Source organism: Nocardioides alcanivorans (assembly GCF_021555175.1).
In the GTDB taxonomy this organism is placed as follows: domain Bacteria; phylum Actinomycetota; class Actinomycetes; order Propionibacteriales; family Nocardioidaceae; genus Nocardioides; species Nocardioides alcanivorans.
The window spans coordinates 1-12,116 of record NZ_JAKGRW010000017.1; the positions used below are offsets into that span (position 1 = coordinate 1).

General features: G+C 68.9%; 10 protein-coding genes and 1 pseudogene. 6 read left to right on the forward strand and 5 right to left on the reverse strand.

From position 1 onward, the window contains the following. The 5 genes from L1066_RS09925 to L1066_RS09945 form a co-directional block, all read left to right on the forward strand. The coding region (locus L1066_RS09925; protein ID WP_235736180.1) for a 3-deoxy-7-phosphoheptulonate synthase at positions 1-533 on the forward strand (533 nt) is incomplete at its 5' end. 36 nt (positions 534-569) lie between these two features. Continuing rightward, positions 570-1,571: a threonine aldolase family protein gene (locus tag L1066_RS09930; protein ID WP_312007466.1), complete on the forward strand. Its 1,002-nt coding sequence runs from the start codon at positions 570-572 to the stop codon at positions 1,569-1,571. 248 nt (positions 1,572-1,819) lie between these two features. Further along, positions 1,820-3,298: an FAD-dependent oxidoreductase gene (locus tag L1066_RS09935; RefSeq protein ID WP_235736181.1), complete on the forward strand. Its 1,479-nt coding sequence runs from the start codon at positions 1,820-1,822 to the stop codon at positions 3,296-3,298. Positions 3,299-3,340: 42 nt separating this feature from the next. Further along, positions 3,341-3,529: a hypothetical protein gene (locus L1066_RS09940; RefSeq protein WP_235736182.1), complete on the forward strand. Its 189-nt coding sequence runs from the start codon at positions 3,341-3,343 to the stop codon at positions 3,527-3,529. Between the two features lie 11 nt (positions 3,530-3,540). Beyond that, on the forward strand, positions 3,541-5,157 hold the full coding sequence (locus tag L1066_RS09945) for an FAD-binding protein (protein ID WP_235736183.1): 1,617 nt from the start codon (positions 3,541-3,543) through the stop codon (positions 5,155-5,157). Between the two features lie 11 nt (positions 5,158-5,168). Here the strand turns inward: L1066_RS09945 and L1066_RS09950 are convergent, their stop codons facing one another. The 5 genes and pseudogenes from L1066_RS09950 to L1066_RS09975 form a co-directional block, all read right to left on the reverse strand. Next, positions 5,169-6,641 (reverse strand): hypothetical protein, encoded by a 1,473-nt coding sequence (locus tag L1066_RS09950; RefSeq protein WP_235736184.1) that lies wholly within the window; start codon positions 6,639-6,641, stop codon positions 5,169-5,171. 188 nt (positions 6,642-6,829) lie between these two features. After that, positions 6,830-8,644: a zinc ribbon domain-containing protein gene (locus L1066_RS09955; protein WP_235736185.1), complete on the reverse strand. Its 1,815-nt coding sequence runs from the start codon at positions 8,642-8,644 to the stop codon at positions 6,830-6,832. A 184-nt stretch (positions 8,645-8,828) separates the two neighbouring features. Then, a complete protein-coding gene (locus tag L1066_RS09960) occupies positions 8,829-9,839 on the reverse strand; it encodes an NADase-type glycan-binding domain-containing protein (RefSeq protein ID WP_235736186.1) in 1,011 nt (336 codons plus the stop codon). Positions 9,840-9,937: 98 nt separating this feature from the next. Then, positions 9,938-10,980: pseudogene (aroF, locus tag L1066_RS09965) on the reverse strand (3-deoxy-7-phosphoheptulonate synthase). Positions 10,981-11,131: 151 nt separating this feature from the next. Further along, positions 11,132-11,815, reverse strand: coding sequence for a TIM barrel protein (locus tag L1066_RS09975; protein ID WP_283095366.1), 684 nt, complete (start codon positions 11,813-11,815; stop codon positions 11,132-11,134). Between L1066_RS09975 and L1066_RS09980 the strand changes: the two genes are divergently transcribed. Beyond that, positions 11,730-11,981: a TIM barrel protein gene (locus tag L1066_RS09980; RefSeq protein WP_235736188.1), complete on the forward strand. Its 252-nt coding sequence runs from the start codon at positions 11,730-11,732 to the stop codon at positions 11,979-11,981. The genes L1066_RS09975 and L1066_RS09980 overlap by 86 nt on opposite strands. Positions 11,982-12,116: the final 135 nt, after the last annotated feature.

Here is a 12,116-nt window from a genome sequence, read left to right on the forward strand (position 1 = left end):
AGCTGGACGGCGCCCACATCGAGTACTTCAAGCACCTCAGCAACCCGATCGGTTGCAAGGTCGGCCCGACTGCGACGCCCGACGACGTACTCGGCCTGGCCTCCGCGCTCAACCCGAACAACGAGGAGGGCCGGCTCACGCTGATCACCCGCTTCGGTGCCGGCAAGATCCGCGACGTGCTGCCGCCGTTGGTCGAGAAGGTCGCCGCTGAGGGCGTCAACGTCACCTGGGTGACGGACCCGATGCACGGCAACACGTTCGAGGCGTCCACGGGCTACAAGACGCGCCGGTTCTCCGACGTGCTCGACGAGGTCCAGGGCTTCTTCGACGTGCACCGCGCCCTCGGCACCGTGCCCGGGGGCATGATGGTCGAGATGACCGGTGACGACGTCACCGAGATCGTCGGTGGTGGTGAGGAGATCGACGAGCACGGTCTCGCGCACCGCTACGAGTCCGTCGTCGACCCGCGACTCAACCGGGTGCAGTCGCTCGAGCTCGCCTTCCTGGTTGCCGAAACGCTCCGCCAGCGCTGATTCATCGACGCCTTGCCGCTTCGGCACGGAGGTAGCGTGGCCGACGTGATCGACCTGCGCTCCGACACCGTCACCCGGCCGACCGAGGCGATGCGCGCCGCGATGGCGTGCGCGGAGGTGGGCGACGACGTCTATGGCGAGGACCCGACGGCGCGGCTGCTCGAGGAGCGCATCGCGGAGCTCTTCGGACACGAAGCGGCGCTTTTCACCCCGACCGGGTCGTTGGCCAACGTCTTGGCAGTGCGCACCCTCGTCGGGGTGGGGGAGGAGGTGCTCTGCGAGTCCTCTGCCCATGTCGCCCGGGCTGAGCTGGGGGCGCATGCCGCGATCACCGGCCTGACCATGCGCACCTGGACCCACCCGGCAGGCCGTCCGGACCTCGAGGCGATCGCGTCGCTCTTTGCCCCGGACCTCGGTCCGTTCTTCGTCCCGACCAGGGCGATCGCCGTGGAGAACACGCACAACTTCGCTGGTGGCACGATCACCCCGATCGAGGAGCTGCGTGCGTTGCGGGCCTACGCCGACAGCGTGGGTTGCGCCCTCCACCTCGACGGGGCCCGGATCTGGAACGCCCACGTCGCGACCGGGGTGCCGCTTGCCGAGTGGGGTGCGCAGGTGGACGTGTTGGCGGTCTGTCTCTCGAAGGGTCTGGGGGCGCCCATTGGGTCCCTGGTCGTCGGGTCGCAGGCTGCGATCGACGAGTCCCGGGTCTGGCGCAAGCGGTTGGGCGCTGGCATGCGTCAGGTCGGCGTCCTCGCGGCGGCGGGCCTGCACGCCCTCGACCATCACGTCGACCGCCTGGCCGACGACCACGCCAACGCGCACCTGCTGGCGGAGGCGCTGGGAGTCGACCCCGCCGGGGTGGCGACCAACATCGTCGTGGCGTCACGACCCGACGCTGCGTCGTACGTCGCCCGGGCGCGAGAGGAAGGCGTCCTCATCAGCGCACTGGGCACCAACCGGGTGCGTCTGGTGACACACCTCGACGTCGACCGGGCAGCCACCGAACACGCAGCCGCCGTGCTCGCGAGCCTCTGACCCAGCCAGCCACCGCCGCTGGTCGAGTCCACCGCCGCTGGTCGAGCCTTCCCCGTTGGTCGAGCCTTCCCCGTTGGTCGAGCTTGTCGAGACCCCCGCGATCCGCGCGCCCTCGCCCGTGATGGGGGCGCTCTCGTTCGAGATGGGGGCGCCGTCGACGGAGAGGTGGGTGTGATGGGAGACACAGGTTCTCCCGGTGTCCGGGAGTGGGGCCAACGGCTGGTGGCGCAGGCCCGAGAGTCGGATCCATGACGCAGACAGGTGAGGCACCGGCCACCGTCGAGAGCGACGCTTCCGGGCACGACTGCGAGTACGACGTGATCGTCGTCGGGACCGGGGCGGCCGGGAGCGCCGCCGCCATCGCGGCGCACGATGCCGGAGCGTCGGTGCTGCTGGTCGAGAAGTGTTCGGAGGAGGAGGCCGGCGGCAACACTCGGGTCTCCGGGGGCGGCTGGGCGAACCTCGGCGACCAGGAGACTGCGACCCGATTCCTCCGGGCAGTGTGTGGCGACTTTCCCGTCGCCGCAGACGTCGTGGACGCCTGGGCGCGTGAGGTCGTCGCCAACTCCGACTGGATGCGCAGCCTGGGGGCGGACGTCGCCCAGTGCCTCCAGTTCCACACCAAACCGGAGTACGAGGACCACGAGGGCAGTGAGTGCTACCTCGGGATGGACGCGGTCGGTGGTGCACTCGGCAACTTCGGTCTCCACGACTTCCTGCGCTCGGCGTTGGCCGAACGCGACATCCCCGTCCTCTGGTCGAGCCCTGCCTCGCGTCTCGTCACCGATGGAGCGGGCGCGGTCGTCGGCGTGCGTGTGGCCGGCCCGGACGGTGACCGCCGCTACGGCGCTCGGGGCGGCGTCGTCCTCGCAACAGGTGGATTCCAGGCCAACGCACAGATGGTGCGGGACTACCTGCGCCTGACCACCACGACCTTGTGGGGATCGCCCCACAGCACGGGCGACGGACACAAGCTGGCCCAGGCGATCGGTGCCGACCTGTGGCACATGGACAACATGATGACGCACCGTGGGCTCGACGTCGGTGGACACGGAATGTTCCTGTCGGTCTACGCGGCCGACAACTATATCTTCGTCAACCGCGATGCCCGCCGGTTCCGCAGCGAGACCATCGCTGCGCGCCACGGCCATGTCATCGACGGCCACGGCACTGAGCTCAACCCACTGCATCCAGCCCTGATGGTCTTCGACGAGCAGATGCGCGTGGCCGGTCCGCTCGGCGCGGGACGCGACATGCTCCCGGTGGGGTGGGGACTGCTGATGGAGGGCGTCACCTGGAGTGTCGACAACTCCGCGGAGATCGAGAGTGGGGTCATCCGACGCGCAGACACGATCGCCGAGCTGGCCACGCTGGTCGGGCTCGACCCCGAAGCCCTGGAGGCCACGGTGGCCGGTTACAACAGTGCCTGCGCCGCTGGTCGAGACGATGCGTTCGGTCGCTCACCCGCCAAGCTGGCACCGATCGACGAAGCGCCCTTCTACGCGATCGAGGTCGAGCCGATGCTCGGCTGGAGCAACGGTGGACCTCGGCGCGACGGGCGTGCCCGAGTGATGAACGTGTGGGGCAGTGCGATCCCCGGTCTGTATGCGGCGGGCGAGTTGAGCTCGACGTACAGCTGGGGCAAGGACGGCGGGTTCCACATCGCCGATGCCCTTGCCTTCGGGCGGATCGCTGGTCGCGAGGCTGCCGACCACGCTCGGCGTTGACCTGGACACCGCATGCCCGCGTCGACGACCACTGGGAGCAACATGACCAAGGACCTCCAAGCGCTCTTCGCCGTCGCCTACATCGCCCACGTCAGGGGACGCGTGGCCAGGTCCTCCTTCTTCGGGGAGCACGGCATCGTCGGCGAGCGGATGCAGGGCGACGAGGTCCCCTTCAAGGAGATGACCGGCCCGCTGTGGGATGAGCTCGAGCCCATTCCCGGCAGCGCCTGATCCTCCGGCCCATGATCGAAGCGGTGGCATCGAGCTGCCGCGCCGCACAGATGAACGAGGACGAGATGCAGCGCGAGGAAGTGACAGTGACGGACAACGGGTGGGACGACGAGTGCGACGTCCTGGTGGTCGGCTCCGGCGCGGGTGGTCTCACCGGGGCCTACACCGCCGCGCGCGAAGGACTCACCGTGATCCTGGCCGAAGCGAGTGGAGCCTTCGGAGGCACCACGGCCTACTCCGGCGGAGGCATGTGGTTCCCCAACAACGCCGTCCTTGCGCGGGCGGGAAGCACGGACACTCCGGCTGCCGCCCGCACCTACTATCGCGCGGTGGTCGGTGACCGGACCCCGGAGACGCTCCAGGACGCCTACCTCGAGACCGGTCCCCGGCTCGTGGACTACCTCGAGGCCGACGAGGCCTTCCGTTTCGTCGTGTGGCCCTGGCCCGACTACTACGGATCGGCACCCGAGGCCAGCCCCACGGGGCGGCACATCATCATGAAACCGATCCGCCCCGAGCAACTTGGCGATCTGCGCGGACTGATCCGGCCCCCACTGGGGGTGGAACGTGGCGGTGAGGAGCTGCCTGCGGCAGTCAACGGTGGCCAGGCGCTGGTCGGACGGCACCTGCTCGCCCTGTCCGGCCTCCCCAACGCCGACCTGAGACTCAACACCTGCTGCGACGAGCTGGTCCGAGACGGTGACACCGTCGTCGGTGCCGTCGTCAGCCAGGACGGCGTACGCCGCCGGGTCCGGGCACACAAGGGCGTGATCATCGCGTCGGGTGGCTTCGAGCACAACCAGGAGATGCGCTCCGAGTACGGCGTGCCCGGTGCTGCACGCGATGCCATGGGTCCCGACACCAATCAGGGACTGGCCATCCGCGCTGGCATCGAGGTCGGTGCCGACGTGGACCTGATGGAGGAGGCCTGGTGGTCGCCGGGGATGACGCATCCCGACGGACGCTCCACCTTCTCGCTCTGGTTCACCGGCGGGATCTTCGTCGACGACCAGGGGGACCGGTTCGTGAACGAGTCCTGGGCCTACGACCGGATCGGCAGGGAGGTGATCGCTCGGATGGATGCGGGCACGGTGAGCCTGCCCTTCTGGATGATCCATGACGACCGTGACGGAGCGGTGCCCCCGGTCCGCTCCGCCAGCGTTCCGATCGGACGGCCAGCGGACTACGAGGAGGCCGGGCTGTGGGTCAGCGCCGACACCTTGGAGGAGCTCGCCGAGAAGATCGGTGTCCCGCCACAGCGCCTGGTCGCCAGCGTCGAACGGTTCAACGACTTCGTCGCGTCCGGCCGTGACGATGATTTCGGTCGTGGTGAGGAGCCCTACGACCGGGCCTTTGCGGACGGTGGGTCGCCGCTGGTGGCGATCGAGAAGGGTCCCTTCCACGCCGCGGCCTTCGGTCTCTCCGATCTCGGCACGAAGGGCGGACTTCGGACCGATGAACGCGCTCGGGTGCTGGACGCCCGGGGGCAGGTCATCCGGGGCCTGTATGCGGCGGGCAACTCGCAGGCAGCCGTCAGCGGACAGACCTATCCCGGAGGCGGCAACCCGATCGGATCCAGCATGGTGTTTGCTCACCTCGCAGCCCTCGACATGGCGACGACCGGCTGAAGCCGGAGGGGCTAGGGCTGCGTGGACGGTGGCGCGGGCCGACTGGGGTCCTGCTGCACCTTCTGCGCGACCTCACGCAGGTTGATCATGCCGGTCGCTGCCCCCACTATGAGGGCAACGAGGATCGTGATGAGGGGGATCAGCAGGGTGTCACTGGGCTTGAGCCCGACGAACCCGGACGCCTCGATGTCTTCACCGCCGCCCTCGAAGTGCATCGAGCCCCGACCGGACGCCAGACGGCTGAGCAAGGGGACGAAGGCGAACATCAGTACCGGCCACCAGAGCAGGGCCAGCTGTGGCCGCGCGGTCGTCCGGGCCCGCCGGGCGACGACGACCGCGCACGCGATCAGCACCACGACCATCGTCGGGATGGCGAGCCACAGGCCCCACCCGTCGGATCCGTCGATGGCGTGGCTGAGCCTCTCGAAGAAGGCGTCCTCGGTCTTGGCGCCGTCGGCCATCGACTCGTCCATGGCGTAGGAGGCGCCGAGTCGACCTCCGGCCCCGGCGTGGACGAAGGCGATGCCGGCAGTGCCGAGGGTGTAGATCCATCCCGTGACGACCTGGTTGGCATCGAGTCCCTCGCCCGGGTCGCCGTCGGTGGTGAACCACAGAGCGCACCAACCGATCAGGCCGGCGAGGGGTAACAGCGCAGCAAACGCCCCCAGCCCGACGAGTGGAGCGCCGAGGTGGTCGTGCAGGCGTTGCAGCGCGGGACCGAGCCAGTCGCGCCGGACGAAGCAGGCGAGCACCAGCACGACGGCCATCGTGAAGAAGGAGACGAACAGGGTCGCCGGTGCGGAGGCGCCCCAGGAGAAGTGATCGGGGTCGTCCCAGATGCCCATCTCCTCGGTCAGGTCGGACTCGCCACCGCGGAAGACCAGCACGAGGACGAACATCACGAGTGCGAAGAGGAGGGCTGCCCGCAGCGCGTCGCCGACGGCGTACCTGATCGACGGATAGCTCGCGGTCAGCCGCCGGAACACGAAGATCGCTGCGCCCAACGCCAGCAGGGTGATGGTCAGGGGCATGACGTTGCCGCTGAGCGAGCCCTCGAAGCTGCCGCCCTCGAAGGATTCGTCATCGAGGTCGAGCTCGTAGGTGCCGCTCGCTCCTGCGCCGAAGGCCGCAGCTGCACTGATCGCCGTGATGGTGAGCCGGTCGTCGGTGCTGGTGTCGGGCGGATCCGCGACCCACAGGAGTCCGCCGGACACGACGAACGCGATGAGTACGGCGGTGACCGCCGTGAGCGCGGCGCCGATCCAGTTGCCGCGCAGCAACCACCCCAGGTCGACCGAGGGCGTCGTCGACGACGGAGCTGCTGCCGCAGGAGGTGGTGGCAGCGGAGGCGCCGGTGCCCGATGGGTGATGGCCTCCGAAGCAGGAGGAGGGCTGACCGGCGCAGCGGATGCGACGGGGAAGCCGCACTGGGGGCAGAAGTTGAGCGCTGACGTGGCACTGCCGCACTCGGCACAGAAGCTCATCTGTCACTCCTCGGACTGCGACCGACGCCTGTCAACGCGATCGTGTGGACGGAATGCTAGTGCCGCCCACCGACACGTGGAGGGCAAATCGTGTTCGTACCGGGCGTTCCCGTGCGGCAGTGAGGACGCAGAGACGCCCCGGAGCACCAGCTCCGGGGCGTCTCTGCGTGGTTCAGTGTGACGTCAGGTCACTGCTGGGGCGGCGGCTGCTGACCCCACTGGCCGGAGTCACCGGGCTGCTGCGGGGGCTGCTGGCCCCACTGCTGCTGACCTGGCTGCTGCGGAGGCTGCTGCCCCCACTGCTGCTGACCCGGCTGCTGCGGAGCGCCGTACTGCTGCTGTCCGGGCTGTCCGGGCTGCTGACCCCACTGGCCCTGCTGCGGAGGCTGCTGGCCCCACTGCTGCTGACCGGGCTGGCCCTGCTGGCCCTGGAACTGCTGAGCCTTCGCCTTCACCTCGTTGAAGTCCAGCGCACCGGAGACGAACGCGATGATCAGGCCGATGACAGCCGAGAAGAGGATGAAGAAGAGCATCGCCTGGAAGCCCTCGGCGCCCTGGGTGATCGACGTCTTGTAGTCGTCGCCGTTGTATTCCTGCTCCTGCTTGAGGTGCATGTTGGAGAGACGCACCAGGAGCGGGAAGAAGACCAGGAGCGAGGCCAGGTAGATGCCGAAGTTGCGGAGCAGCTTCGTCTTGTCCGGGGTCTTCATGTTGATGTACCAGAGCACACCCGCAGCGAGTGCGAGTGCGAAGACCGGCGCGGCCCAGAAGATCGCGCCGTTGTCGTCGGTGAAGTCGGGGAGGCGCTCCCAGTCGGTGTCGGAGTCGGAGTCGCCGCCGCCCTTGGTCTTGGACTTGCTGCCCATCTGACCGAACACGCCGAGGGTGACCAGGAAGAGACCCATGGCAGGCAGCGCGGCCAGGGCGCGCATGATCTCGGCGAAGCCACGAGCGTCGTCGTTGCCGATGATCTGGAAGACCAGGTAGACCAGACCGAGCACGACGAGGCCTGCGACCAGGACGCCGAGGGCGCTGAGTGGCACGGCGATGAAGCCGTGGACCTTGGCGAGCTTCTCGCCCATCCAGTCGCGGCGAGTGAGCGAGAGCAGGCCCAGCACGAAGACCATGAGCAGGAACGGCAGGAAGATCGCCCCGGCGATCGAGACCTTGGTCTCGCCGTCGAGCACCGCGACTCCGAAGCTGTCCATCGAGTCACCACTGAGGTTGAGGTAACCCTCGATGTCGGGCGAGGCGATGGAGACGATGAGCGAGATGACGAAGACGAGAACGCTCAGGATCAGACCGGCACGGACGGCGTCCAGCAGGCCTTCCTTGATGTCGCGGTAGCCCGCGGTCGTACGCCGGAACAGGTAGCCGGCGACGCCGAGCGAGACGAACGTCGCGAGCAGCGGGTACTGACCGATGCTGACGCTGGCGTCGTCACCCAGGTCGATGACCGTGTTGGCACCGAACGCAGCTGCCGTCTGGGCGAGAGTGGTCCAGATCGCCGAGCCGACCGAGAGGTCCTCCGCAGTCGTGAACGCGAAGAGCAGGGCGAAGACGAAGGCCACGCCGAGCGCCGACAGGGCAACGATGCCCATGCCGATCCAGTTGCCGACCAGCAGCTTGGTGAAGTCGAAGCCGGACTTGCCACCGGGCTGCTGCGCCCACTGCTGCTGCGGGGCGCCGTACTGCTGCTGCCCCTGCTGGCCCCACTGCTGCTGCCCCTGGGGAGGCTGTTGACCCCACTGCTGCTGGGGCTGTTGCGGGGGTTGCTGGCTCCACTGCTGCTGGGGTTCCTGCGGCTGCGCGGGCTGCTGTGGGGGCTGCTGGCCGTAGGGCGCCTGCGCTGCGGCGTCACCCGGCTGGTTGGGCTGCACGGCCGGTCGCACCTGCGTGACGTTGGGGTCAGGCGTGCTGGCCGGGGCCAGGGGGCGGCCACAGGTGCCGCAGAAGGGGGCACCGGGGGTGGTGGCCGCTCCGCAATGCGGGCAGGGGGTCATGGTGATGACTCCGATCGTTGCTCGGGTTGACTTGCGTTGCGTTCAGGTTAGTCACGAAACGCCCTCGGGAGGCGTCTTGACCGGCTGCTGGCACGCAATTTCGACATACTCGGGGTAGTTCTTGCCCACCCCGTGGCGGAAGAAACCCTCGCCCCTGACCCAGCCCGGATCGAACGGTCGGCGTTCAGCGGTGCCCGCGCAGCAACACGGAGCTGATCGCGGTGGTGTTGCGCGGGTCGGACCCGGGCTTGCTGACCCTGAGGAGTCGCAACGTGATCGTCTGCGTGGTCGTCGCGGCCACCTGCATCACCTGCAGGTCAGTGGTCCTGCGCAACTCCTGGACAGCGCTCGTGCCGTCGTCGAAGGTCCACTCGGCGCGCAACACCTTGCGGTTGCTGACATACCAGTCACGACGCCCGGCACCTTGCCCGTCGACCTTCGCGTAGCCGTTGATCATCCCGATCTCGCGGATGGTCACCGGCTCGTCGAAGGTGAAGGTGATGGTGGCGCCCGTGGCGTCGCCATCGATGCGATAGGCCGTGGTCGGGTCGTTGTCCAGCATGTTGGTGGCGGGGTAGCGAACCTGGGTGCCGTCCACCGACTGGCCCGGCTGCGTCGGCCTCGGTCCGGTGACCTGGGCCTCGGAGGCGAGGTCGACGGGGTCGCCGTCGGGCGACGGAGACGTCGACTCACTCGGCGACAGGCTCTCGCTCGGGCTGGCGGAGCTCTCGGGATCGGTCGGGGAGACCTGGCCCGACGGATCGCCCCCGGAGGCATCGGTGTCGTCGTCGCGACTCAGTGCCCAGGCCGCGCCGCCGAGGCCGAGCAGCAGCACCAGCGTCAGGAGAACCCACGGCCAGGGCGAACGCTTGCGTTGCTGGTCGGGTGGAACCTGCCCGGTGGGAGGAACGGTGGGATAGGGGTGCGGGTGGGCCGACGGCGTCTCAGCGGGGGCGGCGTACGGCTGCGGGGTGCCGGCGGTCGGGGGTGGCTGCTGGGCTGCCGGGTCGGTCGGATCGGCATACAGGGGGAAGCGCGGACCGGTGGCAGCATCGGGCTGTACACGAGGGAGGCGCACCTGGGTGGAATCGACGTCCGGTGGCGCCGTGTCGCCGGTTTCAGGGATGGGTTGACCGCAGTTCGTGCAGAAGCGGCCGAATCCGAGTTGCGCGCCGCAGTTCGTGCAGAAGCTCATCACTCATCCCTCTGGTGGCTCGCAGTGCCCACCCCGCCGGGGAGATTACCCGACCTGTGGCAGCAAGTGCTCGGGATGCTCGACGAGAAGGGCTCCCATCAGCGGGTGACGTCGTGCACGGACACCCGGCCCACGGCACGGGGGAGCTGGCGAACGGCCTGCGCCAGGGCACGCAACTCGGTGCCGAGCACGGCCTGCGGGCCGTCGCAGAGAGCGACCTCGGGATTGGGGTGCACGTCGACCAGGAGGCCGTCGGCGCCCACGGCGATCGCGGCGCGGGAGAGCGGTACGACGAGATCCTTGCGGCCCGCGGCGTGTGAGGGGTCCACCACGATCGGAAGGTGGCTGGCGGCCTGCACGACCGGGACGGCGGAGATGTCGAGGGTGTTGCGGGTGGAGGGCTCGAAGGTGCGGATGCCGCGTTCGCACAAGACGATGTCGAGGTTGCCGCGCTGGGCGATGTATTCGGCCGCCATCAGCCACTCCTCGACAGTCGATGACATGCCGCGCTTGAGGAGTACCGGCTTCCCGGACTCGCCGACTGCCTGGAGGAGGCCGAAGTTGGCCATGTTGCGCGTGCCGATCTGCAGCATGTCGGCGTAGTCGACCAGCACGTCGACGTCGCGGGCATCGGCGATCTCGGTGACGATCGGCATGCCGGTGGTCTCGCGGACCTGGGCAAGGATCTCGAGGCCGGACCGGCCGAGGCCTTGGAAGGCGTAGGGGAGGTGCGGGGCTTGTAGGCGCCACCGCGCAGGATCGAGGCACCGGCGGACTGGGCCATCCGGGCCGCTTCGACGGTCTGCTCGGCGGACTCCACCGCGCAGGGCCCGGCAATGAACGTGAAGGAGTCGGGGCCGATCGGCACCTGCCGACCCTCGGGCCCCACCCAGACGGTGGACCGCTGCGGGTGGTGCTGACGGCTGACCAGCTTGTAGGGGTCCGAGATGCGGTGCACGTCGGCCACTCCACGCAGGGTGCGCAGGTTGAGGTGGTGGAACGACTCGATGTCGCCGACCAGGCCGATGATGGTGCGCACCAGCCCCTTGCTCACGAACGCCTCGCCGCCGACACCCTCGACCCGGGAGACGACCTGCGCGACGTCCTCGTCGGTGGCTCCGGGGGACATGACGACGACCATGGGTCGAGCCTATCGGTGATCCGAACTCCGAGACCTGGGCTCCCACCATCCGGAATCCTTGGCCGGGACCTCACCTTCGCACCGTCGAGACGACAAGTTCTCTCGGCGCCGGACGACAGATTCTCGGTACGCCGCAGGGCGAGCGGGCGCTTCACCCCGCGGTGGCGTGTGCCTCGGCCCTCAGTTGCTTGAGCAGGGTCAGGTCGGCATTGCCGGGCTCTCGTGAACCAGGGGTCTCGAGCACGAACGGCACCCCCTCGGTGGCTGGGTGGGCGAAGAGCTCGCGGAAGGCATCGGCACCGATGTGACCGGCGCCGATGTTCTCGTGGCGGTCGAGGTTGGCGCCGCGTACGTCCTTGGAGTCGTTGGCGTGGATCAGCCGGAGCCGGCCGGGGCCGGCCACCTCGAGGATCCGGTCGACCGCGCGGGTGCCGCCGCCTGCCTCGTCGAGCGGTTCACCGGCGGCGAAGACATGGCACGTGTCGAGGCAGATGCCGACCTTGGGGTGGTGCTCGAGCGCCTCGAGGTAGGCCGCGAGATCGTCGATGCCGGCGCACAGCGAGCGGCCCTGCCCGGCGGTCGGCTCGATGAGCAGCCACGGCACCGACTCGTCGTCACCGAGTGCCTCGAGCACCGGCACCAATCCGGAGCTGACCTGCCCCATGGCTTGGGCGAGTTTCGCGGGCCCACCTTGGGGATCGACGTACGAGTGAAGCGGCGGCACCCGCGCGGTCGACCGGATCCTCGAGGTGGCCGGCCCCGGCCGGCTCCGGCTGATCCACGCCAACGACTCCAAGGACGTACGCGGCGCCAACCTCGACCGCCACGAGAACATCGGCGCCGGTCACATCGGTGCCGATGCCTTCCGCGAGCTCTTCGCCCACCCAGCCACCGAGGGGGTGCCGTTCGTGCTCGAGACCCCTGGTTCACGAGAGCCCGGCAATGCCGACCTGACCCTGCTCAAGCAACTGAGGGCCGAGGCACACGCCACCGCGGGGTGAAGCGCCCGCTCGCCCTGCGGCGTACCGAGAATCTGTCGTCCGGCGCCGAGAGAACTTGTCGTCTCGACGGTGCGAAGGTGAGGTCCCGGCCAAGGATTCCGGATGGTGGGAGCCCAGGTCTCGGAGTTCGGATCA

Excerpts from the sequence above, each read along its gene's own strand:
- L1066_RS09940 (WP_235736182.1), top strand. The coding sequence starts at position 3,341 with ATGACCAAGGACCTCCAAGCGCTCTTCGCCGTCGCCTACATCGCCCAC.
- L1066_RS09935 (WP_235736181.1), top strand. The coding sequence starts at position 1,820 with ATGACGCAGACAGGTGAGGCACCGGCCACCGTCGAGAGCGACGCTTCC.
- L1066_RS09975 (WP_283095366.1), bottom strand. The coding sequence starts at position 11,815 with ATGTTCTCGTGGCGGTCGAGGTTGGCGCCGCGTACGTCCTTGGAGTCG.
- L1066_RS09955 (WP_235736185.1), bottom strand. The coding sequence starts at position 8,644 with ATGACCCCCTGCCCGCATTGCGGAGCGGCCACCACCCCCGGTGCCCCC.
- L1066_RS09945 (WP_235736183.1), top strand. The coding sequence starts at position 3,541 with ATGATCGAAGCGGTGGCATCGAGCTGCCGCGCCGCACAGATGAACGAG.
- L1066_RS09960 (WP_235736186.1), bottom strand. The coding sequence starts at position 9,839 with ATGAGCTTCTGCACGAACTGCGGCGCGCAACTCGGATTCGGCCGCTTC.
- L1066_RS09950 (WP_235736184.1), bottom strand. The coding sequence starts at position 6,641 with ATGAGCTTCTGTGCCGAGTGCGGCAGTGCCACGTCAGCGCTCAACTTC.